The organism is Candidatus Krumholzibacteriia bacterium (assembly GCA_030748535.1).
GTDB lineage: Bacteria > Krumholzibacteriota > Krumholzibacteriia > JACNKJ01 > JACNKJ01 > JASMLU01.
In genome coordinates this window covers 33967-59716 of sequence record JASMLU010000003.1, presented here as the reverse complement: position 1 = coordinate 59716, position 25750 = coordinate 33967, and the positions used below count along the sequence as shown (strand labels likewise).

Below are 25750 nucleotides of genomic sequence, written 5' to 3'. Positions count from 1 at the left end.
GAAGCATGCGATTTTCTGAAAACAGATCCCAGGTGTTCCTGATTTTGCTGGGTATTTCCCTGCTCCTGTTTTTTCCCATCCTGAACAATGAATTCTGGACGGTGGAGGAGTACGAATATCTGGAGAAGAGTCTCGACCTTTCCGGCTCGGAAGAGGTTTACCACACCACCGGCGATGCTCACCGCCTGGTGAACTTTTTTCACAGGATCGAGTACCAGTTATTTGGTGACATTCCGACCGGCTACTACCTTCTGAACATCGTCCTTCATGCGATCAACGCTTTCCTGCTCTATCTCCTGATTCTCATGACACTACGAGACTCCGGTATTTCCCTGCTTGCAGCGGTGCTCTTTGTCTTTGCCGTGGGGAACTACGGGAAGGAAGTCATGTACGCGGCCGGGGTCAGTGCCCTGCTCATGAAGACCATCTTTCTGGGCACGGTCATGGCCTACATTTCCAATGAAATCCATAGCCGCGGCAAGGTGCTGAGTCTCCGCTACCTCTTGACCCTTGTGCTCTTTGCCGTCGCCATGGTGAACCTCTTTGCCTCTCTTTCGATCATGGGGATTGTCTTTTTCTACAATCTCTTCTTCCGCAAGGAACGCGAGCGTCGTCTCTTTTCCCCGCCCCTGATTCTTCTCTTTGCGCTGGGCCTTGCGATTACCCTCTTCCAGCTCCCGGACTATCTGCGTTTCACGGCGTCCTATCCGGAGGGCTGGGGTCTGGGTTTCTTCTTCGGGAACTTTTTCGTGAACATTCCCCGCTTCCTGATTCACATGGTCTTTCCCATGCACATTACGGGTCTGGTGCAGGAAGGCGGGCTTGTGGAGATGGTATTCCAGCTTCGCTTCTGGATCCGCCCCCTGCTCGGTTTTATCATCTTCAGCTACGCGGTCTATGGCTTTGTGTTCGGGAACAAGAACCTGCGTTTCTTCATCGCCTGGACTTTTATCTCCATTCTGCCGGTCTGCCTGCGCTACTTTCCCGGCGACTGGCTGGATATCAAGTTTCTCTACCTGGCCTCTGCCGGCTTTTGCCTGATTCTGGCCACGGGCACGATGAAGATGTTTCGGGTTCTCAGGGGGCGCGGGTGGAGGATGTTCCTTCCCTTCCTGATCCCCCTGATGTTCAGCATGCTTTCGGTGGGAATCGTCTATCAACTCGACCGTGCCTATGAAGAGCGTGCCAGAACTCCGCAGATTCGCGCCATGAAGTTTCAGTACCTGAAGATGAAGCGAGAAGCAATAAAGGCCAAAGAGGCCATAGAGTAGCTTACCAGGCGGCCTTGATCTCGCTCCAGCTGCTGGCCTCGGAGTCGGGCTCAGGGGCGATGCTGAATGTCAGTTCCCCGCTTGCTTGATGCGGAGCGTTGCCGAAGCCATCGCCTTCGAGAGTCCAGAGGATTTGCGACGGCCCAACCGACAGGCCTGCGTCGGCCCGGACTTCCACGAGAAACTCTCCCCCTTCGCCGCCCATGATTTCCCCGTAGCCGCCATTGCTGTCGCTGAAGATGGCTTCGGTGTCGCCGGTTCCGCTACTACTGAACTCCCAGGGAAAGGAAGCCTGGCTTTCGTTCCAGGCCATTGCGGTGATTGTCATTCCCGCTTCGAAGCGAAAGCGGACTTCGCGGATCCACTCCTCGTCCTGACTTCCATTGAGAACAAGAAAGGAGAAGGTGGCGGTCTCCCCGGGAGCCAGACGCGCCGGGTGAGGTTCAAGCAGTTCCACGGAACTGTCTTCGATGCTTCGGTCTGCGAGCGCGCTTGCACTGAATACGAGGCAGGCAAGGAAGAGGGTTTTCATGGGCGGAGCCTAGCTCCCGGGAGAGGGAGAGTCAAACAGAGAGAGGGGAAAGCGCGCGTGGCACTCTGCCGTTCCCTGTCACTGCAAGAGCACCAGCTTCTGTGTCTCGCTCTTTCCGGCTGCCTCCATGCGTAGCAGGTAAACTCCACTGGGCAGCCGCCTGCCGGCGTCATCGCGGGCCTGCCAGAGAAGCTCGTGGGTGCCCGCATCGAAGGTCTTGTCGGCGACCTGGGCCTGATGACGACCTGCAATATCAAAAACGGCAAGGCGCATTCGCTGCGGACTGTCCACCGTGAAACGCAGGGTTGTTGCCGGGTTGAAGGGGTTTGGATATGCCTTATTCAATGCGGTTACAAGAGGTGTCGCCTCCACTTGCAGAGTCTCACTGCGCATCAGGATCCAGTCACTGCCCTCTTCGCGAGAATAGAGCCGGTAGTGGAAACTCCCACCGGCCTGAAGCGCAAGGGAGCAGTCGTTCGCCTCAAAGATGCCCGGAGCGGTCTCCTGATAGGCGACATTGTAACTACCCGCTTCTGTGCTTGCTTCCAAACGAAACTCGGCGGGGTCGCTGAAGTGGGAAGTTTCCCAATGCGCATTGATACAACCCGCAGAAGGGGACAGGGCAAAGCTGGAGAGGAAGACGGGGGTGCTATCGTCATCGCATTGGCGAAGGACGATCTGCAGGCCGGAGTAACGGTCAGCGACATAGGCGTAGTTTCCTGCTACGGCAACGCCAAAGGCAGTGTCCGGCGTATCAACGCTACCGATGATAAGAGGTGCAGCAGGATCAGAGACATCAACGATCTGCAGGCCGGAGTAACCATCAGCGACATAGGCGTAGTTGCCCGAGACGGCAACGCTCCGGGCAGTGCCCGGCGTATCGACACTGCCTTCAATATGCGCAAACTCGCTGTAATCCAGGCAGTCTTGAGCGACGCCGGGAGCGACCGTGAGTAAGGAACAGGATGCTGGCGACGATGAAGAGCTTGTTCATGGCACTCCCTTTGGAATCGGGCAAAGGCACATTATATCCTGATGTTATCGCGATAATACCATTACCCTTATTGCAAAATCAAGGGAGTTCCGCCCGACTTGTCATATACAAGCCCTTTCACTTCCCCACAGGCATACGCCCCCTTGGCGCCCTGATCGAGACAAGACTGACGACCACAAAACTCAAACTGTCCAAATCGACGATTCCTGTATCTTCAAAAACCGGCGCCCCCCTCCAAACCACAAAAAAACCCCGCCCATAAGGACGGGGTCACAAAACACAATCTCCAGCAAACTACTTGCTCAGCTTGTCCACTTCCTTGCAGGTCTTCCGGACTGCGTTGACCGAGCGGCGGAAGGCAGCTCTTTCATCGGGCGCCATCTTGACCTTGACGATCTCCTCGATGCCGTTTTTCCCGAGAATCACGGGAACGCCAATGAAGAGACCCTTCACATTGTACTCACCGCGAAGAAGTGCGGCAGCGGCCATGATCTTCCGCTTGTCGAAGATGATGGCTTCCAGCATTTCCAGCGCCGACCAGGCCGGGCTCACAAAGGCGGAGCCACTTCCGAGAAGCCCCACAACCTCGCCACCGGCCTTCCGGGTGCGGGTTTCGATTTCCAGAAGCTTCTTGGCGGAAATAAACTGTTCGACGGGAAGCCCTGCGATGCGGCAGGTGCTGCGAACAGGAACCATCGTGTCGCCGTGCCCGCCGAGAACCATGGCCTCCACATTTTCCACCGAGACATTCGCCTCATCGGCGACAAAGTAACGATAGCGAGCCGAATCAAGAACGCCGGCCATGCCCATCAGTTTGCCACGGGCGGGTCGCAACTTCTTGTAGAGACGATAGACGATGGCATCCAGAGGATTGGCCACCGAGATGATCGTCGCCTTCGGGCAGTACTTCGCAATGCCGTCTGCCACTGCATCGGTGATCTTCAGGTTTGTGGCGAGAAGTTCCTCGCGGGTCGGGAAGGTGCCGTCCGGTCGAACGGTTCTGGGGACGCCGGCCGTGTTGATGACAAAGTCGGCTCCCCGAAGGGCACTGAAGTTTTTTGACGCGGAAAAACGCGCATCACTCCTGATGACCGGAGAGCCTTCGGCAACATCCAGACACTTGCCCTTCGCAAGATCGGGCGGCTTGACATCCACCAGACCCACTTCACGGGCGAGACCACGCGATACGATTTCAGAGAGGAGAACGCCGCCAATCTGTCCGCCCCCCACGAGTCCGATTTTCTTGACCATCTCACAACTCCTTGTCCGGTTCCCTTGGCATTGAGAATTGAGTCACAATATGACAGTCTCCCCACAGTAATCAAGGGGATTGCGCTCTGTGTCTGGTATCTGTCGACAGAATCGAGTATATTTGCGGCATCCACAGGGGGGATGATGAAGATTCCAAGTACTACCGAGGGCCGGATTGAGAACATGAGCCAGACTGTCTGGGCCCTGGAGAACCTGCACGCTGAGGAAGAGGTTTCCCCTGAGGAAAGACAGAACCTCCTCCGCACTCACTACGAGATCCAGCGACTGAAGGAGGAGAAGCAGGAAATCCCCAAGCGGGATCGCTCCTTTCTCTACCTGCAGAAGAACAGCAAGGATCAGGTTCTTCTCGTGCACGGCGGTCACAGCACTCCCGCCCAGTACATTCGCCTCGGGAAATCCTTGTTCAATGCGGGCATGAGTGTCTATTGCTCCCTGCTGCCCAGTGAGGAATCCGTGGGAGTCCAGCGTGGGGGAGTTCCCTGGCAGTTTTCCCGGGATGCGCTGGAGCTTCGCTACGATATGCTTCGCCTTCTGGGCGATCGCATCCATGTGGTCGGCTCCAGCTTCGGCGCCGTCCTGGCCATGAACCTTGCCCTGAAAAAGCCGGTGCAGAGCCTGGTCCTGCTTTCCCCTCCCCTCAAGCCGCAGCTCAAGGCCGGCGAAGGCACGGCACTGGCACTGGGTCGCCTCTTCCCTTCCCTTTTTGAAAAGATGGTCGCCCGAAGCCCTCACCGTTGGATGTCCGACCGCTATTCCGCGCTTCGCGAAGCCCGCCGCCACCTGTCCGAACTGGATTGCCCCATCCTGGCCGTCCATGCGAAGAACAACATGGAAGTCAGTCCCCAGGGACTTGATGTGATCCGCAAGCGCTCTCGTCACGCGGATTCCCGGGTTCTCTTGCTTGAGGAAGGCGGCCACCAGCTCTTCAAGGGACCTTCGGCGGCCCGGGTCGAGGAAGAGACCCTCACCTTCCTCCAGTCGGTCTCCTAGTTCTTCCCGATTCTTCCTCGTGATTCCCTGACCTTTCTTGCCATGGGAAGATGTCATCTTTTCCCCCAATGGACGCTTTTTCTCCACTTCACTGCCTTCCAGGCGGCCCCAAACCCCTGTCTCCCAAGGCTTCTCTCGCATAAAACGGATGGCACACCCCTTGCTGTTGTGTGGGCAGACGATCCGGAATCTCCCGGAAGTATTAGGAAAGCATCTGTTTCAGTGGATTTCCCCCCGCTGAACCGAATTGCAACAGTAAGGAAACGGATATGGCTGAGTGGAACAGTACTGACTACTCCAACGTCTACACGGGCGGCGAAGAGCGTGCATCGGAAGTCATGACTTCTCTGGAAGCGGCCGACTATCTGAAGATGCATGTGAAAACCGTCTGCCGCCTTGCCAAAGAGGGCAAGATTCCGGCGAAGAAGGTCGGCAGTGAATGGCGCTTCCTCAAGGGCGTGCTTGATCGCTGGCTGGCCATGGAGATTCTGTCCTAGGACAAAGTCCCCTGGGAACTCCGGTTCCCGAATCCTCCTGATCTAGGTGTATTGAGAGCAGGAAAACCGCCTCGTGCGGTTTTCCTGTTTCTATTCCCCTCCCCTCCGCGCTAGAGTGCGGAAGGAGGTTGTCGTGCGTACCTGGATCATCCTGCTTCTTGTTTCCCTGCCTCTTCTGGCTCAGGAGAACCTGGTCCTTCCCGTGGAGAGCCCTCTCTATGGCGACCTCGAACAGTTGCGCGCTCTCGGTGCCTGGAAGGGAAGCCTGGAGGCGCGTCCCATCAGCCGCGATGCCTTTCTCCGCGCCTTGGCTTCGGCGGAAGGCTACTACGAAAACAGGGCTCCCTCCCTGCGCCTCCAGCGACTTCGACGCCAGGCTCGTCTCTGGAAACAGGAAGAGGAACTTCACAAGGGAGACTTCTCCCGCTTTCCCTCTTCCCGCTGGGAAACCTACCTCGGCCTGCAAGCCATCGGCGGGAAGAGTGACTTCCTGCTTCCCTTACAACTCGATCGGCGCACTCATCGCAATCGCGCATTCTTCCTGGGCTTCCAGAGCAGAATCGGAAAACACCTTGCCGCAGAGTGGCGGCTGAGCGGTGACTACAGCTCCCGCACGCCCCAAAGCTGCGAAGCGGGATGGTATGATCACCTTCCCCCCAATCTTCGGGACGCCTTTACGGATCTCAGCGCAAGAAATGACCGGGCGGTTCTGTCCCTTGGTCTTGGGCGTGCGAGCCTGCGCATCGGGCGGGAGCATCGACACTGGGGAACGGGCCGCCATGGAACACTCTTCCTGAGCGAGAACCCCTATCCCCTTGACGGCATCTCCTTCCGTTTTGAGACCCGCTACCTGTCCGGGGTTTCCCTTTTCGCGCAGACGCTTCGAGGCGATGACCCTCCGCCTCTTGATGGCTCCGATCTTCCTCCTGCCCTTCCCGGGGAAGCCTTCATGGCCGCCCACCGTTTCGGCATTCATCCTCCCGGTCCCCTGAGTTTCGGGATCTACGAAGCGGTTGTCTGGGGAGGACGGGGACTGGACCTCGGCTACCTGAACCCCGTCGGCTTTCTTGTGGCCATGACCCAGGACATCTTTGACCGCTCCGGAAGTGATGACAAAAAAGTGCTGGGGCTGGACGCACGACTCGACCTTCCGCCCTTCACTCTCTACGGCGAGTTTCTTCTGGACCGCCTCGTGGTGCTGGACTCTGCGCTGGGAGAAAAACCCGCCGCCTCCACCTTCGGCCTGCTCGGAGGACTCTGTTGGGCTGATCCGCTGGGCTTGCCGGGTGCTCGCCTGGATCTGGAATACGCGCACCTGGATCCGCAGCTCTACTTCCATCCCGATTCGGACCGTCGGCGATTTCTGCTCACCGAAGGCGAGCTTATCGGCCACTGGATCGAACCCAATGCCGACAACCTCCGCATCCACCTGGAAATCCCCCGCACCATGGGCGACCTGGGCTTTGGCTATGAACGACTTCGCCGGGGATTCGTGGATGGTCTTTCGGGGAAGGATGCGGGATTCTTCGGACTTCTGAAGGAAGACAAGCAATGGATCACGGGTGAAGTGGCGAGCGAGTCCCTCTTTTCCCTTTCCTGGTCTATGAGGAATCTGAAACTCGGCCATCTGGATTGCGGCGCTTCTTTCATTCTGGCCCGTGTTGTTCGCGAGGGTCCGACCGCGAAATCAGGCTGGCAGATGGAGCTTCGGCTGCGCGGAATCTGGCGGAAGCTCTTTCTGTCTAACTAAAGCCCCCTTCTTTCCAAATCTCCGATCTGTTATACTTTAGGGGCTTCCCCGGCTTGGGGACTAAGCTCGGCATCCCAATTTTCAAGGAGAAACCATGAAGCGCATCTTGTCGGCAATTCTGGTGGCGGGACTCTTTGTCAGTCTTCCTGCATATGCCATCGACATCATTGACCTGCATCAGAATGATGCCTCCGGCGTTCCCACCATGCTTGGCCAGACCGTGACGGTCACCGGCGTTGTGACGGTTCCGAAGATGGTATTCAGCGACTACAGCCTGGAGATCTACATTCAGGATGCAACGGCGGGAATAAACATCTATGTCAGTTCTGCTATCGATGACTACGAGGCCGCCCTGGGCGACAGCCTGACGGTCACGGCTCCCGTAGCCCACTACCAGGGTTTGACGGAACTGGGAACCGCTTCTGCCGATGTCACGATCGTCAATCATGGCCCCGCGTCGGTGATTCCAGATCCCATGGTCATTACCTGTGCGGAGATGAATGCGAGCTACCTTGCCGACAACACGGAGCCGAACGAGAGCCGCCTGATCCGCATCAATGGCGTGACGATCGACAGTGGCACCTGGCCCACGGTTCCCAGTTCGAGCAACAGCTTTATTGACATTGACGATGGAACAGGAATCGGACTCCTGTTTATCGACAAGGACTGCGAAGTGAACGGCAGTCCTGCGCCCACTGGCAGTTTTGATGTCATCGGTATCCTGAAGCAGTACGACAGCAGCTCTCCCCACACCGATGGCTACGAGATCCTGCCCCGCTATATCGGCGATGTGGTCGTGGACATTCCCGGCCCGCCGATTCTCGGTTTTCCGCTGGTTCGCAATGTCACCCAGACTTCCGTGGACATTCTCTTTGAAACCCTCGATCCCGGCTCCAGTGAAGTCGAGTACGGACTCGATGACAGCTACGGCAATACGGCCGGGGATGCCGGAGCTTCAGAGACCGACCATCTGGTTCCCCTGAGCGGCCTGACTCCGGGAACTCTCTATCACTTTCGGGTGAAGAGTACCGATTCCAGTGGAACCAACTACAGCGACGACCGGGTACTCGTGACCGCCAGCGCAATTCCCGGGCAGATTCACATTGCCATGAGCAACTCTGCCGACCACAGCTATGCCGACGGTGAGAATGTGGCGGAGAACCAGAACATCTCCCAGATCGTGTCCGACCTGATTGGCATGGCAACGGTCTCCGTCGATGCGGCGATGTACAGCTTCAGCACCACCAATGTGAGGGACGCGCTCATCGACGCCCACCAGCGGGGCTGTCAGGTTCGCATTATCATCGATGCAAACAACTCCTCGTCCTATGCGGACCAGTGCGCTGCCTATGGCATTCCCTACATCCGAAGCACCTTCGCCGGCAACCACGGCGCTGACGAGAACTATGGCTACATGCACAACAAGTTCATCGTGATCGATGGCTTCGATGTGGATACGGGAAACAACTGGGTCTGGGCGGGAAGCGCCAACCTGAGTTACTCCGGCGATGGCGACACGAACAACACCTTCCGCATCCAGGACTATGGTCTCTCCCAGGCCTACACCCTGGAGTTTGACGAGATGTGGGGGAACCATGGCCCCGGCCCGAACCCCTGGTACTCAAAGATGGGTTCCAACAAGATCGACAACACTCCCCACGAGTTCATGATCAACGGAATCCGCATTGAGCAGTACATGAGCCCGACGGACCAGGTTCGCTATCATATTCAGCAGACCATTGGCTCGGCAGACCATTCGGTCTACTTCTGCATCTACGCCTTCACGGACTATCACATCACCGATGCAATGAAGAACCGTCGCTATGACATTCCGGAACTGGAGATTCGTGGCGTCTTTGACGAGGGTCAGAACTGTTCTACGGGAAGTCAGTACTACGACATGATCGGAGATCCCTGCGCGGATCCCTATGCCTGGGACACTCCGGCTGATGTCTGGCTGGACACATTCCTGCCTTCCTCCAACCTGCTTCACCACAAGTACCTCGTCGTGGATGCGAACTGGGAGAACTCCGATCCCATGGTTCTTGCGGGAAGCCACAACTGGAGCTTCTCGGCTGAAACCAAGAATGATGAAAACACGGTGATCTTCCACGATGTGGGGATCTCGAACCTCTACCTGCAGGAATTCGCGGATCGTTACCACGAGTCCGGCGGCACAGGCCCTCTGGGCGAGGTGGATGTCGGTGTCGAGGAACACGATGATGTTTCCGGGCGCCTGCTCTCGCGGGTTAACGGATATCCCAATCCCTTCAACCCCTTCACCAATATCACCTTCACAACGAAGAAGATGGCTCCCATTGATGTTCGGGTCTTTGATGCGACCGGGCGCCTGGTTCGTGTTCTGGCCGAAGATCAAAACATGGAGGCGGGATATCACATCCTCGGATGGGACGGGAAAAATGATGCGGGCAAGGCACAGCCCAGCGGAGTCTATTTCGCCCGGGTAAGTGGACAGGTTCCCGGCGATGGAAGCCTGGAAACTGGTCAGGTCAAACTGGTCCTTGTCCAGTAATACAAGGAAAGCGCAGCAAGGCGGGGACCATTTGGTCCCCGTTTTTTTGTGCTATACTTCCCGTGAAGCAGGGAGGTGATGATGTTTCGACAGTTCTCCCTTTGCCTGATGGTTTTGATTGCCTCTTCGGCCGCAGAGATGCCGGAGCCGGAGACCTTGCGGCCCCCGGATCTTCCGCCCTTTCGCGGGGACACTTTGTTCTTCTTTGCCGCTGAGGGCCCCGGTGCGCAGGGAATGCCCGGCGTGGGGGAGCGAGGTTATCATTTCAACGGTCAAAACCCTGCGGGCTGGTTTGGTCGGGAAGGCCTGGACCAGAGCCGGGACTGGCATGTTGCGGCAAGCTCTCTCTGTGCCGGGCATGGAACCGACATGAGCGAAGCTCTTCCTTTCGATCCCCTGGACTTCGACAATGACTACGCACTCTGGTGCGGTCGGGAAGGCCCTCCCTGGTGGGGGAATCCGATCGGCTACGGTAACAACTGGGAGCAGGGTCTCAAGGTGAACTGGGGATGGGCGATACCGGGAGCTGTTTCCATCGACTTTGCCTATGCGGGAAGCATCGAGGGAGATGTCTGGGATACCTTTCGCGTGGAAGTGGACAGCCTGGGCGTGTGGAAGACGGTCTACTTCAACAATGAAACGGCCGAAGAGGAACTGCTGAACATCCATCTGGAACTCGATGCCGCCGACTTCGGGGGTGAGATCCGGCAATTCCGTTTCTGGTTTTCCTCCGACGGAGCCTGGAGCGACGAAGACGGGCTTTTTCAAAGCGACATCGGGGCGGTCTGGATTGACAATCTGGCGGTTTACGATGGTCTGATCCCGGTTCTTCAGGATGACTTTGAGGACGGGCTTCTCGACTCCACGATCTATGAACACCAGAATGACTGGACCGGCGAGAGCCTGGTTCAGTTGCGCGAAGGCGTGGAAGTGGTCAATCCCTGCTGGACGAACGAGACGAGCGTCTGGACTTTCTATGACCCGGAGACCACGGAGCCGGGTTACCCGGACGGAGTGATTCCCTATGGACCGCCCTGGGCCCGCTTGACCCTGGAGAGCCCCGCCCTGGAAGTGGATCAGTACGGAAATCCCCTGCACCTGGTCTACGGCGAAAGTCCGCCCCTGATGCTTCACTACGATGCCTATCTGGATTTTCCTCTCAGTTCCCTGCTCTTCCTGGGCCGTGCCTTCTCTGGCCGTCCAGCAGGAGAGGACTACTACGGACCCTGGGTGATTGACGACACGATTCTCTACTTCGACAATCCCGATTGCCACGAGGTGGTGCAGTGGTGCGAGGGCATTCCCTATGACAGTGCCTTCGACACAGAAATCAGCGGCGTTCGGGTGCAACTCTTTGTGGTGGACATGTGCCGCTACTGGTGCGAAGACTCGGACAATCCTCCTCCGCATACGATCGGGGCCCTGGTCGACAACCTCTGGCTCTTTTGCGATGATCCCTGGACCCCTGTTGTCGAGGAAGTGCCGCCCCTTCGTCTTCACGAACCACATCCCAATCCCTTCAATCCTCAAACGGAGATCCGCTTTGAACTCTCAAAGCCCGGGCAGCTGGATCTTCGGGTTTACGACGAGCAGGGCCGCCACCTTCGGGTTCTGGAGTCCGGGCTGTTTCCCTCCGGCCCGGGTCGCACTGTCTGGGATGGCCGCGATGATCGGGGACAGCCCTTGCCAAGCGGCGTCTATTTTGTTCGAATGGAGTCTCAGGGTAGCAAGGAAAGCTGCAAGGCGGTTCTGATTCGATAGGAACGGAATGCTCTTCGATTTCTTCTTGCGCCTGGGTCTTCTCCTGGCCCGGGCGATTCCATTTTCCGCAATGGCCCGCCTCTGTGCAGGGCTGGGTCGGCTGGCAGGGCTTTTGTCTCCCGCAAGAAAGACGGTTCGAGAGAACCTGCTTCTTTTGGGCGATGAGCGCGCGAGGGTTTCATCCGTCTTTGCCTCCTATGGTCGCTACTGGGGCGAACTGCTCTCCCTGGCAGCTCGTCCTTCAAGGCTTGCCGCTTTGCAATTCCATGTGACGGGTCTCGAGCATCTGCATCGCGCCCAGAATGATGGCCCGCTTTGCATTCTGTCTGCACATCTTGGCAACTGGGATCTTCTGGCTTTCTGGATGGCCCGGGAACTGGGAGAGTTCACGGTGGCCGTCGAGGAGCTTCGCCCCGCGCGCCTGTTCCGCCTTTTTCGGAGGATCCGCGAAAGGGGAGGATTGCGGGTAATTGCCGCCGGTGGCGGAGGCTTGTCGCTTTTTCGAAGCCTGAAGGAGGGGCATCCCACGGGGCTGGTCGCCGACCGGGTTTTTGGAGCAGGGAAACAGCAAGTTCCCTTTTTTCAAGGGCATAGAAATTTCCCAAGCGCGGGGATCGACCTGGCTCATCGCGCCGGGGCCACCCTGCTTCCCATCTTCCTTGTGCGTGAAGCTCACGGATATGCTATAACTATCCACTCTCCGCTGCCCGAGGGTGGCGATTCCATGGAAGCTTGGGCCGGGATTCTGGAAGAAGAACTGCGGGCCGCAGCCGATCAGTACTGCCTACTTTACCCGCTGATCGAGTCGAAGGAAACAAAGGAAGAAACCGCGTGAAGATTGGGATGCTCAGTGAGTTTTACTACCCCCAGCCCGGGGGGATCAGCGAGCATCTGCGTGCCCTTTCGCGGCAACTTCGCCTGCGCGGTCACGAGGTTCAAATTCTCACCAGCAATATTCGCGGCAATGTGGTCGAAAGGGATCCCGGCATCCGCCGCTTGGGCCGCAGTCTTGCGGTTCCCTACAATGGAAGTCTTTCAAGAATTTCTCTGGGCTGGAGGCTGTCACGCCACTTCGACCGCCTTCTGGAAGAAGAGCAGTTTGACCTGGTCCATATCCACAATCCCTATATGCCGACACTTCCCCTGCTGGCCCTTTCGCGGGCGAAGTGTCCCCTGGTTGGCACCTTCCACAGCAACTTTTCCATGGATCCCCTGATCTGGCTCTTTCAGCGACCCCTGCGTCGTCTGCTGGCGCGTCAAAAAGCCGGGATTGCCGTCAGCGAAGCGGCCCGCCTCGCAGCGGAGCCGCTCTGCCCCGGAGAGCATCCGATCATTCCCAATGGCGTGGACTTTTCGTTTTTTGAGGAAATCGCCCGACAGGGGGGAGACAGTTTTTCGGGTCTGGATTCTTCGAAGAAGAAGATTCTATTCGTCGGTGCAACGGTTCGCCGCAAGGGATTGCCTTACCTACTCAAGGCCTTTGAGCGGCTTCGCCAGGACCGGGATGATCTGGAGCTGATCGTTGTGGGGGATGGCCCGGACCGCCGCAGGATCCAGCGAAAGATTCCCCAGCAACTGCGAGATGACATTCACTTCGTCGGCTTCGTGCCGAGAGGGAAGCTGGCCGAGTACTATGCCAGCGCCGACATCTTCTGTGCACCCAGTCTGGGGCAGGAGAGTTTCGGCATGGTCCTTCTGGAGGCCATGGCTGCCGGACTCCCTGTCGTGGGTTTTGACATCGAGGGTTACCGCGATGTGGTCAGCCATGAACGCGACGGGTTGCTTGTTCCTCCCCGCGATGAATTGGCTCTGGCCGAAGCTCTGGATCGTTTGCTTGCTACTCCGGAGGAGTGCATTCGCTTTGGGCGAGCCGGCCAGCTCAAGGCGGAGAGCATGGACTGGAGCCGGATCGCAGAGCGAGTAGAATCGGTCTACTACGAAGTGCTGGGCCTGTCTCTTCACCAGGAAGAGCTTCCCTTTGAATCTCGGGCCAAAAGCGTCGGGTCTTCCTAGCTAGCCTCCCGTCTTCTGTTTGGCTTGTGCCTCTGAGAATGTATCTGGTCTTTTTCTGTTAGTCGGATTTACCCGGCAGTTGCTGGCCAGGAATTCATGGCTCAAGAATTGGCTGGAGCCAAGTACAATAAAACAGCTACATTCTCCCAGCTGCCAGGTTGGTGGCACTTCGAAATTCATGTTCTGACTTTTGATCTATGTGCAAGGAGTGACTCAATGGTTGAGAAGGTATTTGCAATTGTAATTGCCTGGGCTGTTGCCGGTCTGGCGAACTGGTATGCTGGCGGATCACGCATGGAAGTATTGGGCTTGGGGCTGATCCTGCTCCCAGTTTCGCTGAATATCGTATCGCCAGTGAGCGGTCCAGTCATTGCAATCTCAGTGATCGTCGGACTGTCTTTGTTTATCATTGCCAACAAGAGGCGATGCTCGAGAAGCCACTGATTCCGGTTTCAGTGGGGTGATGAACGCAGGCTCCTCATGAGCAAGCGGTGGATTGTGGCGAGGCGGCCCCTAAAAAGGCCGAACCGCCGCCAGCCGGAAGTAATCCACTGGGCCAGACTCCCAATCCCCCAGATCCCAGGCTTGCCCGTAACTTGGAAAGAGAAGAGTCTGTCCGGCGAATCTCCAGGGAAGGCGGATTTCCCAGCCGGCCCCCCTCCAGTTATCCGTATCTCCCTCACCTCCCACTCCTGCTTCCTCCAGAAAGAGAAGTCCCGTCATGCCTCCCGGCGAGAAGCCGAAGGCGGAAAGGGGAAGGGGCGGCAAAAGGGGAGCCTGAAGCTCCAGGCTCGCAAGAGCGGCCCATCGTCCGGGAACGCTCTTCTTCAGCCCTCGGGGATTGAAGTTGTCCGGATAGAATTGAATCTCGTGGAGCAGGTCCATTTCTCCCCCGGAGCGAGGGAAAATGCCGGGGTCAGCAGACAGCCCCACGAAATCCTGCGCCGGCACTTCCCCCGACAGAAGCGAGGCCGCCCGGACTCGTCCGAAGAGTTGCCCAAAGGGAAGTTTCTGTACCTTCCAGCCGTCGAGGTCCAGTCGCAGGTAGTCGAAGTCGCTGCCCAGTGCCTTGTCTGAGAATCGCAGGGAAGAGCGCAGGGCATGGCCCGCACGGGCGTGCCCCCACTTCGTCGAAATCGGCGGTGTCTTCGAATAAACCCAGGAGAGGGCAAGCTGCTTCTCCCGGTAATTCACTTCCGGCTCCGGAAGAAGACTGTCTTCCGGATCCCAGGAGTCGTGCTGGCTGAAGTCGCTCACTTCGATGCGCTCGTCCCGGAACTCCAGTTTCAGTTCGTGATTGGCATAGAGGTGCTCTCCGAAGTTCATCGGGTAGCGACACCACAGGTGGAAGCCGTCCCGCAAATCGCAGAGAAGTGCGTTGTTGTAGTAACGGTTTCCCCAGCGGCTGTTCTTCCAGAGTTCAAAACCAAGAAATCCCGGCCGGAACATCCTTTCCATTTGAACCCAGGCTCCGCGGGCGGTGTAGTTCCCGTCATCCATTCCCGTGTCCAGGGCCAGAATCCATCGTTGCCGATGAGCGGCATCCATCCAGATGCTAAAGAGACCGGCTCCCTGAAAGTCGAGGGCCGGAAGCGGGTAAGTGGCAAAGTGCCGCAGGTGTCGCCAGGAGCTGTAGGGCTTTGCCTCACTGAGCGAGGGAATCCGGTCATAGTCGATGGGCGGGACAGGGTTCGGAGGCTCTCGAAGAGTCCAGGAGCGGTAGCGAGCGGCAAGGGCGGGGCGGGTTTGCTGCACTCGACGGTTCAGGGAAATCTTGCGAAGCCTCAGCGTGTCCATGCTGTTCATGGCTCCGGCGACCAGGGAGTTTCCGCCGGGGAGAAGGTCGCTGGCCCAGAGGGCTTCGCCCGTGTCCGTCATGCACTCGACCCCGGACTCGTTTCCATCAGCAGGAACCGTGTAGAGGTTTGGAATCCACTCACTGCGATGCCCGGTGAAGTAGATCCGCTCGCCGTCTTCGCTCCAAAGGGGACGCAGGTCCTTGCCCGGGTGATCGGTGAGCCGGTGCAGCGTGGAATCCGGAAGACTCCAGATCCCGATGTTCACGCCCACTTCCGCCTCAAAGAGGGAAAAGGCTATGCGATCTCCCTCCGGACTGAAAGCGGGAGAGAGGAGGCGGGTTTCGTGGGGGAAGTCCGTGAGCGCCCGGACATTCTTTCCCTCAGGTGAACAGAGATAAAGGTTGCTCCGGTTTCCATCGTTGCCGACAAAGGCGATGGAAGCTCCATCGGGAGACCAGGCGGGGTGCTGAGCGCGTCTTGCGGAACTGATCCAGTGACTCTTTCCACTTTCCAGATCAGCCACCTTCAGATCGGGCAGGATTCCGCCATGGGCAACCCGGTGTTTCTTCTCATAGACGAGTTTCTTTGCGTCCGGGCTGAAGGCGAAGTCCAGACCTATCCAGCCGTCGTCGATCTTTCTGCGGGTTTTCGTACTGTCATTGGCGATAACAAAGAGGGACTTGCCTTCCTTTTGGGAAGCCCTGCCAAGAACTGCCATTCTGGAACTGTCTGCAGAGAATACCAGAGCATCGAGCATGGTCAGGGGAGCAGGATAGCTCTCCCCGATTTCGTCGATTGCCTCTTTCTGCCCGAAGGAGGCATAGGTCCAGGCGCTGGCCGCACGGCGCCACTCCTCTTCGAAGTCCTCCAGACTGATCCCCGCAGCTTTCCTGAACCCTTTGCCAAAGCTGGCCAGGCCCAGCCGATTGCGGTGCTTGATCGCTTTCAGCAGGACGCTGTCCCCATAAGTTTCCGCAAGGTAGCGAACCCGACTGAAGCCGCTGTTGTGCGGGTCGAGCTTCTCGATACGGTTTGCAAGAACCTTTTGGCGAACCTTCAGATCGCTTCGGTAACTGTCCCATGGCTCGGTTTCGTACTCGGCCATTCCCTCGACCACCCAGGCCGGGGTTCCAAGCAGAGAGATCATGCCCGTCCAGTCCCCTGCCGCTTCAAACCAGGCATCATGCTGAAACTCGTGGGCAAGGAGCATCCTCATCCAGCGTGCATTGCCGGCCTCCCAGGTGATGTAGTCGTTCACATTTACCCAGAGGAACATTTTCCCGGGCAGGGCAAAGCCGTTGACGATTTCATCTTCATCGCTGAGGACGATGCAGGTCTTTTGAGAAAGAGACTCCATCTCGAGTCCCGCGAGGATGGGACCGTAGACCTGCTCGGCCACGCTTGCAGCCTCCAGGGCTACGGATTCGAGATGCTCGGGATAGACAAAGAGAAAGTGCTCGCTCTCGCGTTCCAGCCATCGAAACTCGGGATGGCTGCGTCCCGTGCCCATGCCCAGTTCCTGGGCCGTGGCAAGGGAGGGAGAAAGAAGCAAGAGGAGGGTGAGGAGAAATCTCATACCGCTCCCTTTCGGGAATCAGTCTTCACATCGCCAGGGAATGAGGGAATGTACATCCCTGCTTCCGGTCTCGCTGTCGGGGCCATGTCCCCCGACGAGGTAGATCCGCTCGCCAATCGCGTGCGCGCTGGCGCCGCTCCGCGCTACCGGGAGACGGGGCCCCTCGTGCCACTGATCGGTATCCAGATCAAAAATCTCCACCGAGTCGAGTACTTGCCCCGAGGATCCTCTTCCCCCGAGAAGGTAGATGTGTCGCCCGTGGAGAACGATTGCTGCATCGAAACGGGGCGTGAGAAGATCGGGGCTTCCGATCCAGCGGCCGTCAAAGGGGCTGTACTCGGCAACTTCGGAGACCAGAGAGGCATCCTCGATTCCTCCCATGGTCCAGATCTTCCCGTCGGCCAGCAGGGAACTCATGCGGCTTCGGGGAGTGCGGATGAAGCTTCCGAGATCGCGGTTCCAGTTGCCGCTTGCTGGGTCGAAGACCAGCGTGGTGTCATTCACGCTTCCTGCGACACTGCCGCCAAAGAGGGCGATCTTCCCTTCCTGCCCGCTGGCGAAACTCTCGCTCATGGAGAAACCGATCTTGGCCATGTCCATCTCTCCGAATTCGGAGGCGGGAGCCCAGGTGTCGCTGAGCGGGTCGTAGGCCTCGGCTCCCCGGAAGACGCTTCCATCCGGAAGGTAGCCGCCGATGACATAGATCTTGTCCCCAATGGTCTCAGCCCGGCAAAGCCAGCGGGCCGTGGGCATATTGGCTCCGGCGGCCCAGGTGTCGCTGAGCGGGTCGTAGATTTCCGTACTGTAGTAGGTGATCGTCGAGTCGCTGTAGATGTTCAGGCTTCTTCCGCCGAAGACATAGATCCTGTCATCCCAGGTGACCGAGGCATGAGCCCAACGCCCATCGGTCATCGGGCTAAAGGCGAAGGTGCTGTCGGTTTCCACCCACTCCGGCTCGAGACCCACCACCAGATCGACGACCTCTTCGACCACATGATAATCGTTGTCGCTGGCGCCAAAGGCCAGGGGACGCATGCCTGGGCCTTCGGGCCGATGAGTGGCTTCCAGCGTGGCCGTGTCCGAGTAGGACTCAAAGAGGTCGGGGCTTCCGTTATTATCCAGATCCCACCAGACCGAGGAGCCGGCGTCATCGATCACTGTGCCGCTGAGAAAGAGCGTATCTCCGCAGGCGATCTGGGAGGGAGCTGTGATGCTAAGGAGGGGAAGCTGATCGGTGATCAGCACTTCGCTAGTTCTGCGGTAGAGCTGATTTGTGTCCGTGGTGACCTGCAGTGTGGCCACATAGGAGCCGGGGTTTCCGTAGGAGGTGTAAATCTCCAGGGTGTCGATTCCCCAGCCATTGTTCATGACGACGCGATCAAAGATGCCATCGGAATTGAAGTCCCAGGAGAAGCGGGCCACCTCATCCGGGTCGCCAAGATAGACGCTCAGAAAGAGCAGGGAATCATTCACGGTTCCACCCAGGGAAGCCGGTGTCCAGACATGGGTTTCCGGTTCCACGACCCGGTTTTCACAGGAGGTGAGAAAGAAGAGAGACAGAATGATCATCAGTGCAGAAGCAGATTTGAGCGTCATGCAGAGTACCTCTTTTTCAAGGCAGACAGGGTAACCCGAGCGGGGGAGCAAAACAAGCCCTTCTCCGACTCAATCATGGACAGAATAGGGCGCTTCTGTCGGTGGCGAAGACAGTTTCCGTCGCCGTGATCCTGATGCGCCGCGAACTGACTTGGCCTGGAACTTGAAAGTGTCAGCCGCAGGGGAGAATGAAGGACCGATCAACACCGAAGTCGCCAAGAGATCTGAACAAGAGTCGGACTGGAGAGACGGAATTCGTTTCCACTGCGGGAACCGGTGGACAAGGCTTCTGGGGCGAGGGGAGAAAAGGGAGGCTTTCCTCGCTGGCACGGACGGACGGGCTGAGATTGGCCGGAAAACGGGAGATTCGAAGAGGGAGACCGGTTCGCCGGTTTCGATGATTCCGGGTCAGGCTTTTCCCGAAACTCCGATCCACCGGTTCCCTATTTCTCTTCCTCTTCCACAGAGCTGATCAGCTTCTGGACCAGCAGCTTGCGAAGTTCGGTAATTTCCAGATCCTGTTGAATCTGGCCGTTTTCACAAAGACTCACCTTCCGGCTCTCTTCGCTGACCACGATCACCAGAGCATCGGAGACCTCACTGATCCCGAGCGCGGCTCGGTGGCGGGTTCCCAGTTTTTCGATTCTGCCGGTTTCCGAAAGAGGCAGAATCACCCGGGCGGCCACCGCCTGATCGCCGCGGAGAATCACGGCCCCGTCATGCAGGGGAGAGGGTGGCGTGAAGATGGTCTCGATCAACTCTGCCGATACTCTTGCATCAAGAGCCACCCCGTTCTCGGCATAATTCCGGAGCCCGGTTTCCCGTTCCAGAATGATGAGCGCTCCCAGGCCGGAGCGTTTCAGGTCGCCGGTGGCGCGAAGGATTTCCTGCAGATAGCCTTGATCGCTGTCCACCTTCAGAAACCGGGCTACTATTCGATTGCGTCCCAACTGTGCGAGAGCCGATCGAAGCTCATGCTGGAAAAGAACGATGAAGGCGATTACCCAGACCGTCAAGAACCTCTCGATCACCCAACTGAAGGTGTCCAGACCAATCAGGCTGGCGATGTAACCGGCCATGAAGATGACAATGAAGCCGTTAAGCATCATTTCGGCGCGGGTCTTTCTCACCACAATGAAAAGGCGGTAAATGAGAAAGGACATGATGAGGATGTCGAGAAGGTTGATGAGGATAAGCACGACCAGTTTCATGCTGTGGTCTCCTTCCCGCTAGAGAGGGGATTGCTGGCTCGGCAAAGCGGGTTCCAGGCATTCAGAAAACGGGCACTCTCGCGAACATCATGCACCCGCAAAACCTGTACTTCGCACTCTGCCGCCTTCGCCAGAGCGGCCAGACTTCCCTCCAGGCGTCTTTCCGGATCTTCTTCCTTCATGAGGGCACCCAGAAAACTCTTTCTGCTTGCACCGATCAGAAGGGGGAAACCGAGAGAGTGAAACTCACCCAGCCTCCGGAGGAGTTCCGTGTTGTCCTCCAAACGCTTTCCGAAGCCAAGGCCGGGGTCGACCAGAATCTTGCCCGGGTCAATGCCGACCTTTTCTGCTTCCACAACCCGATCTTCCAGAAAACGGTAGACCTCGTCCAGACAATCCTCATAGCCGGGCGCAGTTTGCATGGTTTCAGGGCTGCCCTGCATGTGCATGAGAACCACAGCCACGCCGCTTTCCGCCACAAGAGCGGCCATGCGGGGGTCGGCGAGGGCGGAGATGTCGTTGAGCATCACGGCGCCTTCTGCAATGGCAGCTTCTGCGACTTCGACCTTCCGCGTGTCGATGGAGATCAGTGCCCCGGCCTCTTTGCGGAGTGAGCGAATCACCGGAAGCACTCTTCTGATTTCCTCTTCCGCGCTGATCTCTTCGGCACCCGGGCGACTGGACTCCCCTCCGATGTCCAGAATGCTTGCTCCTTCGGCGAGCATCTGCCTGCCTCTGTCGAAGGCCACCTGAGGGTCTTCAAAGTTTCCCCCGTCGGAAAAGCTGTCCGGAGTGCAGTTGAGAACACCCATGAGCAGAGGCGATTCCCCGAATGCCAGACTTCCTTCCGGAAGCGAGATTTCCCAGGAGCTTCGGCGAAGAGTGTCCAGCAGGGAAACGACGGAGTCCGCCAGAGCTTTCAGGCCGAAGGGTTGGCGGGCCAATTTCCGGGGAAGCTCCCGCAAGGTGTTTTCATTGGCGATCAAATGGACGGACACTCGCTCGGGGCGGCCCAGAATCACTTCCCGGTGATTCGAGCATTCTCCGCCGAGGGCGAGCATTTCCTGCTTCAGGATATTGGCTGCCGGGGCCTTGATGTCGTCCAGGCGAATGACCAGGGCATCGGCCTTCCGATGCATATAGGCCGCTCCCGCAGTGTCTGCGCCGGAGGAGCGGAGAAGCTGGGCGAGTTCCTGTCCCCTTGCCCGGATTTCGCGCGGGGAGTTCATCAACCCTCGTCGTCGAAAAGGTCCAGCGAAGGGCCGGGTTTTTTGCCGTCCGTCTTGCCGTCCGGGGGGGCTTCTTCCCCGGATTCCGGATCCCCATCGGAGAGGGGATCTTCCTTTTCCTCGCCTTCCAGTTGGTCGGCCATTTCCAGAACGGCATCCACCTTTTCCGTGGTGCTCATGGCCATGTCGCGCTCCACGCGCCGACTCTCCTCCAGAGCTTCCCGGTCGAAGGGCGCGAGTTCCTCGCCCTCCAACAGTGCGCGGGCTTCCTCGCCGCTAAGGGTTTCCCTTTCCAGAAGCGCTTCGACGAGTCGATGCAATCCTTCCTCATTCTCCGAGAGGATTTGCGCGCACCGTGCCTCGCAGCTTTCCACGAGCTTGCGAACCTCTTCGTCAATCACCTGGGCTGTGTGCTCACTGAAGTTGCGAGACTGGCTGAAGGACCTTCCCAGGAAAACCGTGTCCTGGTTTTCACCGTAAGAGATGGGACCGAGAGGGTCGCTCATACCCCACTGCGTGATCATCTGGCGAGCCACCTGGGTGATATGACGAATGTCACCCGAGGCGCCATTGGTCATCTGCTTGAAGATGAGTTTCTCGGCGCAAAGTCCGCCCAGAGCCATGGTGATGTTGTCGAGCAGGTAGTCCTTGTCACGCAGGAAGGTGCTGTCTTCCTTCGGAAGGAAGTAGGTCACACCTTCGGCGCTTCCGCGAGCGATGATCGTCACCTTGTGCAGGGTTTCTGCGCGGGGGAGCATCATCCCGGCAATGGCGTGCCCGGCCTCGTGGTAGGCGATGATGCGCCGGGTCTCCTCCTGGATGACACGGCTCTTTCGCTCCGGACCGAGAAGAACCTTGTCCTTGGCGTCTTCCATGTCGCTCATGTAGACACGGTCATGGTTACGTCTTGCGGCCAGCAGCGCGCCTTCATTGACAATGTTCGCCAGGTCTGCGCCGCTGAGTCCCGGCGTGCTCTTGGCCAGCACCTCTACATCGACATCTTCTGCGAGAAGCGGGATTTTGCGAAGGTGAACCTTCAGGATTCCTTCGCGCCCCTTTACATCGGGCATATCCACGACGACCTGCCGGTCAAAGCGACCGGGGCGAAGAAGAGCGGGGTCGAGTACATCGGGCCGGTTGGTCGCGGCCAGCAGAATCACACCTTCACTGGTATCGAAGCCGTCCATCTCGACCAGAAGCTGGTTCAGGGTCTGTTCTCTCTCATCATGTCCGCCTCCGAGTCCGGCACCGCGCTGACGGCCCACGGCATCCAGTTCGTCCACGAAGATGATGCAGGGTGCATTCTTCTTGCCCTGCTCAAAGAGGTCGCGCACGCGGCTGGCACCTACGCCCACAAACATCTCCACGAAGTCCGAACCACTCATCTGGAAAAAGGGAACGCGGGCTTCGCCGGCCACAGCCTTGGCGAGCAAGGTCTTGCCGGTTCCGGGAGGGCCGACCAGAAGAACTCCCCGGGGAATGCGGGCGCCCATTTTCTGGAACTTCTTCGGGTCGCTGAGGAACTCCACGATTTCCAGCAGTTCGACCTTTGCCTCTTCCACTCCGGCGACATCCTCAAAGGTGATGACCGGTTTGTCGCCTCCCACCAGCTTGGCGCGGCTCTTCCCAAAGCTGAAGGCGCGATTGCTTCCTCCCTGCATCTGTCGGATAAAGAAGAACCAGAGAAGGATCAGAAGCAGGATAGGTCCCCAGGCCAGGAGCATCGTGCCCCAGCGGAAACCCGGCTCGCGGGTTTCGATCTGGATGGGCATTTCATCACTGCTGTGCAGGCGAATGGTTTCCAGAAGATCCGGAGAGTCGAAGGGAAGAGTCAGCCGGAAGTTCTTCGTTTCAATGGGATCCTTGCCCTTGCGCTCGAGGTCAATCGACTCCCGGAAACTGCCCCGGATCCGGCTTCCGTCAAAAAGCACGGACTGGAGGTTGTCCCTCTCCAACTGTTTCATGAAGGCAGAATAGGAAACCGGATATTCCGACCCTCGGCCGACGGAGGAAAACTGGTAGGCCAGGATCATCAGAATTACCATGATGAACCAGAAACCGAGAGTTCTCGTGGGGCGGGGAACGCCTCCCTTGGGCCCTTGTCCTTTGTTGGGTTCGCTCATTTTACTCCTGAGGAAATCAGATCAGACTCGGGTCCAGGACCGCGAGAAAAGGCAGGTTCCGGTACAGCTGATTGTAGTCCAGGCCGTAACCCACCACGAATTCGTTGCTGATGGAAAAGCCGACCCGCTCGACCACTACATCCACCTTTCGGGCCTCCACCTTGTCGAGAAGGCTGACGACCTCAAGGCTTGCGGGCTTTCGCATTTCGAGATGCCTGCGCATGTACTGGAGAGTAAGACCCGAATCCACAATGTCTTCCACAAGAATCACATGGCGGTCTTCGATGTCCTGATGCAGGTCCTCCAGAATGCGAACCGTCCCCGAGGATTCGGTTCCCTCATAGCTCTTCACGATCATGAAGTCGATCTCGTGCGGAATCTGCAGGGCGCGGGTCAGGTCGGCCATGAAGACATAGGAACCCTTGAGGATGCCGACCAGTAGAGGGCGCTTGCCCTCATAGTCCCGGGCCAGTTCCTCTCCCATCTCCTGAACTTTCTCCCGGAGTTGGTCTTCGGTGATCAGAACGCGCGCAAACCTGTACCCGGAGTGAGTCATGACAGCTACCGCCTGAGGCATCGGGGCTCCTTGTGATAGGTCTTCTCATATTAGGGAGAAGCGGGCTTCCAGTCCAGACAAAGGGAGGATTTTGTCTCTTCATTCACGGATGATTTCTCACTTCGTCCCAGTCCACTAACCCAGAGGAGCCGGTCTTCGGCATCCAGAAGGACAATCGTGCGGCTTCGAAGTTCCCTGGCCAGCTTCCGGTCCATGAGAAAGTCCGAGAGTTTCCGGTGTCCATGGAAACCGAGAGGCTGAACCTTCATTTGCGGCAGAGGGTTCATCAGGCGTAGTGGCCAGCTCAGGTTGCCGGAATCAAGGACCAGGGACAGGTGATCCCCGGGAAGTTCGGCCCTACCTGCTTCTTCCCGGACATGAAGCTTCCAGTTTCCCAGTTCCAGACTCCCCTCCCGAGGGACCTTCAGGCCTTCTTCGGGGAGTTCGCCAAGGGGGATGGCGGCCTCCGGCTCGCAGGCGAGAAAGATCTCATCGGCCGTGAACTTCGCTTCCAGTTTCCCGGGCAGTTCCAGTGTGCGACCCGTGAAGTCACTGCGGTTGGACTCGAGAAGCCTCTCAATCGCCTCGTCGCTGCTTTCCCCCAGCTCTCCCAGTTCACGGGCCAGAAGCCAGGCCGAGAGGGCTTCGGGAGCGGAGGCCAGTGTTCGTCGATCGAGAACCCGACCCTTCCCCAGGCTCCGGATCTTCGGCCCGCGCCCGGCCTCAAGTTCTGCATCCAGGAAGCGGACGATTCTTTCGGCCTGCCGAGCGGTTCGTTGGGCCGGTTTCAGTGGATCCACCCCGGTTTCCTCCTGCAGGAAGGGCAGAATCCGTCGCCGGAGCAGGTTTCTTCGCAGGGCGATGTCCTCGTTTGCAGGATCCTCCAGCCAGCTTCGGCCGCTTTCGCGCAGATAGTCCCGTAGTTCATCGCGCTTGAAAGGAAGCAGGGGGCGGTGGAGGGTGACTTTTTCGGAGAGCTTTCTGGATCCAGGCAAGGTGGCCAGTCCACGAAAACCGCTGCCCCGAAGGAACCAGAGCCAGAGGCTCTCCGCACGATCTTCGCCATGATGACCGGTGAGGACAAAACGAATCCCCCGCTCTTCCGCAGCCTTCCGCAGGAAACGGTAGCGGGCCTCACGGGACTCCGCCTCACGGTTTCCCTTGCCGGGGAGCTCCAGTTTTGCGGACAGGAAGTCCGCACGCAGATCCTCGGCCAGAGCGCGAACGAAGTCGGCCTCGGCAGCAGAGCCCTCTCTCCATCCGTGATCCAGATGGCAGAGTGTCAGCTTGGGATAGCCCGCCTCATGGAGCAAGCAGGCCAGAGCCACCGAATCTCCGCCTCCCGAGCAGGCCAGAAGCAGGGTTTCCTCTTTCGGAAGATTCGGATGAAAGCGTTTCAGCAGGGAGTAAGCCATAGGCCAGACTGGCACGGCTCTTCGGGATTGGCAAGAGCGGGGAGCTTTTTCTTGCCTGACTTGTCACGCGGAGTCATGATCCGCCCATGAAAATCTATACGAAGAATGGCGACAAGGGCGAAACCGGACTGAGCGACGGGATGCGTGTGGCCAAGGATGACCTTCGGGTGGAAGCCTATGGAACGGTCGATGAGTTGAACGCCACGATCGGGGAGGCTCGCAGCCTGGAAATGGAAGATTCGCTGGGTGAGATCCTCTTGCGAATCCAGGGAGATCTGTTTGCCCTGGGCAGTGAGCTTGCGTCTTCGGACTCTGACAAGGCTCCCGCACGCCTGGATCCTCATGCCGTCCTTGCTCTGGAGAGCTGGATTGATTTGGCCCAGGCGGAACTCCCACCCCTTCGCAATTTCATCCTGCCGGGAGGATCGCCGGCCGCCTGCGTACTGCATCGAGCGAGGACGCAGTGCCGAAGGGCAGAGCGCCGCGTGGTGAGCCTGTCCCGGGAAGCAAAAACGGACGGGACTTCCCTAGTCTACCTGAACCGACTCTCCGACCTTCTCTTCGTAGCCGCAAGGCTTTCCAATGAAATAAGCGGGACGAAGGAAGACCCCTGGACTCCCTGAGCAATGGAG

Annotated in this window: 20 protein-coding genes and 1 pseudogene; 10 read left to right on the top strand and 11 right to left on the bottom strand. The window is 58.1% G+C overall.

Features of this window, described 5'->3' with window-relative positions; translation table 11 throughout:
- Positions 1–5 precede the first annotated feature (5 nt).
- Positions 6–1271 carry a hypothetical protein gene (locus QGH30_05520; GenBank protein MDP7021793.1) on the top strand — a complete coding sequence of 422 codons (1266 nt, stop codon included), beginning with the start codon at positions 6–8 and terminating at the stop codon, positions 1269–1271.
- A gap of 1 nt (position 1272) precedes the next feature.
- Here QGH30_05520 and QGH30_05515 read toward each other — a convergent pair whose 3' ends face one another.
- From QGH30_05515 to QGH30_05500, 4 genes and pseudogenes are all read right to left on the bottom strand, one after another.
- A complete protein-coding gene (locus tag QGH30_05515) occupies positions 1273–1803 on the bottom strand; it encodes a hypothetical protein (GenBank protein ID MDP7021792.1) in 531 nt (176 codons plus the stop codon).
- Positions 1804–1881: 78 nt separating this feature from the next.
- Positions 1882–2352 (bottom strand): T9SS type A sorting domain-containing protein, encoded by a 471-nt coding sequence (locus QGH30_05510; protein ID MDP7021791.1) that lies wholly within the window; start codon positions 2350–2352, stop codon positions 1882–1884.
- A 153-nt stretch (positions 2353–2505) separates the two neighbouring features.
- Positions 2506–2700: pseudogene (locus QGH30_05505) on the bottom strand (hypothetical protein).
- 391 nt (positions 2701–3091) lie between these two features.
- Positions 3092–4048, bottom strand: coding sequence for a malate dehydrogenase (locus QGH30_05500; protein MDP7021790.1), 957 nt, complete (start codon positions 4046–4048; stop codon positions 3092–3094).
- 144 nt (positions 4049–4192) lie between these two features.
- Here QGH30_05500 and QGH30_05495 point away from each other — a divergent pair, with 144 nt between their 5' ends.
- The 8 genes from QGH30_05495 to QGH30_05460 all read left to right on the top strand — a co-directional run bounded on the left by QGH30_05495 (position 4193) and on the right by QGH30_05460 (position 14057).
- Positions 4193–5059, top strand: a complete 867-nt coding sequence (locus QGH30_05495; protein MDP7021789.1) for an alpha/beta fold hydrolase — start codon at positions 4193–4195, stop codon at positions 5057–5059.
- Between the two features lie 338 nt (positions 5060–5397).
- Positions 5398–5556: a helix-turn-helix domain-containing protein gene (locus tag QGH30_05490; GenBank protein ID MDP7021788.1), complete on the top strand. Its 159-nt coding sequence runs from the start codon at positions 5398–5400 to the stop codon at positions 5554–5556.
- 133 nt (positions 5557–5689) lie between these two features.
- The gene (locus QGH30_05485) at positions 5690–7306 is read left to right on the top strand and encodes a capsule assembly Wzi family protein (GenBank protein MDP7021787.1); all 1617 of its coding nucleotides are present in this window, start codon (positions 5690–5692) and stop codon (positions 7304–7306) included.
- Positions 7307–7400: 94 nt separating this feature from the next.
- Complete coding sequence (locus tag QGH30_05480) at positions 7401–9839, top strand: phospholipase D-like domain-containing protein (GenBank protein MDP7021786.1); 2439 nt, start codon at positions 7401–7403, stop codon at positions 9837–9839.
- A gap of 81 nt (positions 9840–9920) precedes the next feature.
- Positions 9921–11600: a FlgD immunoglobulin-like domain containing protein gene (locus tag QGH30_05475; protein ID MDP7021785.1), complete on the top strand. Its 1680-nt coding sequence runs from the start codon at positions 9921–9923 to the stop codon at positions 11598–11600.
- A 7-nt stretch (positions 11601–11607) separates the two neighbouring features.
- Complete coding sequence (locus QGH30_05470; protein ID MDP7021784.1) at positions 11608–12435, top strand: hypothetical protein; 828 nt, start codon at positions 11608–11610, stop codon at positions 12433–12435.
- Positions 12432–13613 carry a glycosyltransferase family 4 protein gene (locus tag QGH30_05465; GenBank protein MDP7021783.1) on the top strand — a complete coding sequence of 394 codons (1182 nt, stop codon included), beginning with the start codon at positions 12432–12434 and terminating at the stop codon, positions 13611–13613. Before QGH30_05470 ends, QGH30_05465 begins: the two co-directional genes overlap by 4 nt.
- A 96-nt stretch (positions 13614–13709) precedes the next feature.
- Entirely contained in the window at positions 13710–14057 is a 348-nt protein-coding gene (locus tag QGH30_05460) for a hypothetical protein (GenBank protein ID MDP7021782.1), read from the top strand.
- A 69-nt stretch (positions 14058–14126) separates the two neighbouring features.
- Here QGH30_05460 and QGH30_05455 read toward each other — a convergent pair whose 3' ends face one another.
- The 7 genes from QGH30_05455 to tilS form a co-directional block, all read right to left on the bottom strand.
- The gene (locus tag QGH30_05455; GenBank protein ID MDP7021781.1) at positions 14127–16988 is read right to left on the bottom strand and encodes a hypothetical protein; all 2862 of its coding nucleotides are present in this window, start codon (positions 16986–16988) and stop codon (positions 14127–14129) included.
- 18 nt (positions 16989–17006) lie between these two features.
- Positions 17007–18584: a kelch repeat-containing protein gene (locus QGH30_05450; GenBank protein ID MDP7021780.1), complete on the bottom strand. Its 1578-nt coding sequence runs from the start codon at positions 18582–18584 to the stop codon at positions 17007–17009.
- A 443-nt stretch (positions 18585–19027) separates the two neighbouring features.
- Complete coding sequence (gene cdaA / locus QGH30_05445) at positions 19028–19795, bottom strand: diadenylate cyclase CdaA (GenBank protein MDP7021779.1); 768 nt, start codon at positions 19793–19795, stop codon at positions 19028–19030.
- Positions 19792–21024 (bottom strand): dihydropteroate synthase, encoded by a 1233-nt coding sequence (gene folP, locus QGH30_05440; protein ID MDP7021778.1) that lies wholly within the window; start codon positions 21022–21024, stop codon positions 19792–19794. The genes cdaA and folP overlap by 4 nt, the downstream gene beginning before the upstream one ends.
- Positions 21024–23147 carry an ATP-dependent zinc metalloprotease FtsH gene (gene ftsH, locus QGH30_05435; GenBank protein ID MDP7021777.1) on the bottom strand — a complete coding sequence of 708 codons (2124 nt, stop codon included), beginning with the start codon at positions 23145–23147 and terminating at the stop codon, positions 21024–21026. The genes folP and ftsH overlap by 1 nt, the downstream gene beginning before the upstream one ends.
- A gap of 16 nt (positions 23148–23163) precedes the next feature.
- Positions 23164–23724: a hypoxanthine phosphoribosyltransferase gene (gene hpt / locus QGH30_05430; protein MDP7021776.1), complete on the bottom strand. Its 561-nt coding sequence runs from the start codon at positions 23722–23724 to the stop codon at positions 23164–23166.
- 29 nt (positions 23725–23753) lie between these two features.
- Complete coding sequence (tilS, locus tag QGH30_05425; GenBank protein MDP7021775.1) at positions 23754–25118, bottom strand: tRNA lysidine(34) synthetase TilS; 1365 nt, start codon at positions 25116–25118, stop codon at positions 23754–23756.
- 86 nt (positions 25119–25204) lie between these two features.
- On the opposite strand from tilS, the gene QGH30_05420 reads away from it, so the two are divergent.
- A complete protein-coding gene (locus QGH30_05420; GenBank protein MDP7021774.1) occupies positions 25205–25741 on the top strand; it encodes a cob(I)yrinic acid a,c-diamide adenosyltransferase in 537 nt (178 codons plus the stop codon).
- The last annotated feature ends 9 nt before the right edge of the window (positions 25742–25750 follow it).

Coding starts and splice junctions, on each gene's coding strand:
- hpt (MDP7021776.1), bottom strand. CDS start 23,724: ATGCCTCAGGCGGTAGCTGTCATGACTCACTCCGGGTACAGGTTTGCG.
- QGH30_05420 (MDP7021774.1), top strand. CDS start 25,205: ATGAAAATCTATACGAAGAATGGCGACAAGGGCGAAACCGGACTGAGC.
- QGH30_05475 (MDP7021785.1), top strand. CDS start 9,921: ATGTTTCGACAGTTCTCCCTTTGCCTGATGGTTTTGATTGCCTCTTCG.
- QGH30_05470 (MDP7021784.1), top strand. CDS start 11,608: ATGCTCTTCGATTTCTTCTTGCGCCTGGGTCTTCTCCTGGCCCGGGCG.
- QGH30_05490 (MDP7021788.1), top strand. CDS start 5,398: ATGACTTCTCTGGAAGCGGCCGACTATCTGAAGATGCATGTGAAAACC.
- QGH30_05500 (MDP7021790.1), bottom strand. CDS start 4,048: ATGGTCAAGAAAATCGGACTCGTGGGGGGCGGACAGATTGGCGGCGTT.
- QGH30_05480 (MDP7021786.1), top strand. CDS start 7,401: ATGAAGCGCATCTTGTCGGCAATTCTGGTGGCGGGACTCTTTGTCAGT.
- QGH30_05520 (MDP7021793.1), top strand. CDS start 6: ATGCGATTTTCTGAAAACAGATCCCAGGTGTTCCTGATTTTGCTGGGT.
- tilS (MDP7021775.1), bottom strand. CDS start 25,118: ATGGCTTACTCCCTGCTGAAACGCTTTCATCCGAATCTTCCGAAAGAG.
- QGH30_05450 (MDP7021780.1), bottom strand. CDS start 18,584: ATGACGCTCAAATCTGCTTCTGCACTGATGATCATTCTGTCTCTCTTC.
- QGH30_05515 (MDP7021792.1), bottom strand. CDS start 1,803: ATGAAAACCCTCTTCCTTGCCTGCCTCGTATTCAGTGCAAGCGCGCTC.
- QGH30_05460 (MDP7021782.1), top strand. CDS start 13,710: ATGGCTCAAGAATTGGCTGGAGCCAAGTACAATAAAACAGCTACATTC.
- folP (MDP7021778.1), bottom strand. CDS start 21,024: ATGAACTCCCCGCGCGAAATCCGGGCAAGGGGACAGGAACTCGCCCAG.
- QGH30_05455 (MDP7021781.1), bottom strand. CDS start 16,988: ATGAGATTTCTCCTCACCCTCCTCTTGCTTCTTTCTCCCTCCCTTGCC.
- ftsH (MDP7021777.1), bottom strand. CDS start 23,147: ATGAGCGAACCCAACAAAGGACAAGGGCCCAAGGGAGGCGTTCCCCGC.
- QGH30_05495 (MDP7021789.1), top strand. CDS start 4,193: ATGAAGATTCCAAGTACTACCGAGGGCCGGATTGAGAACATGAGCCAG.
- cdaA (MDP7021779.1), bottom strand. CDS start 19,795: ATGAAACTGGTCGTGCTTATCCTCATCAACCTTCTCGACATCCTCATC.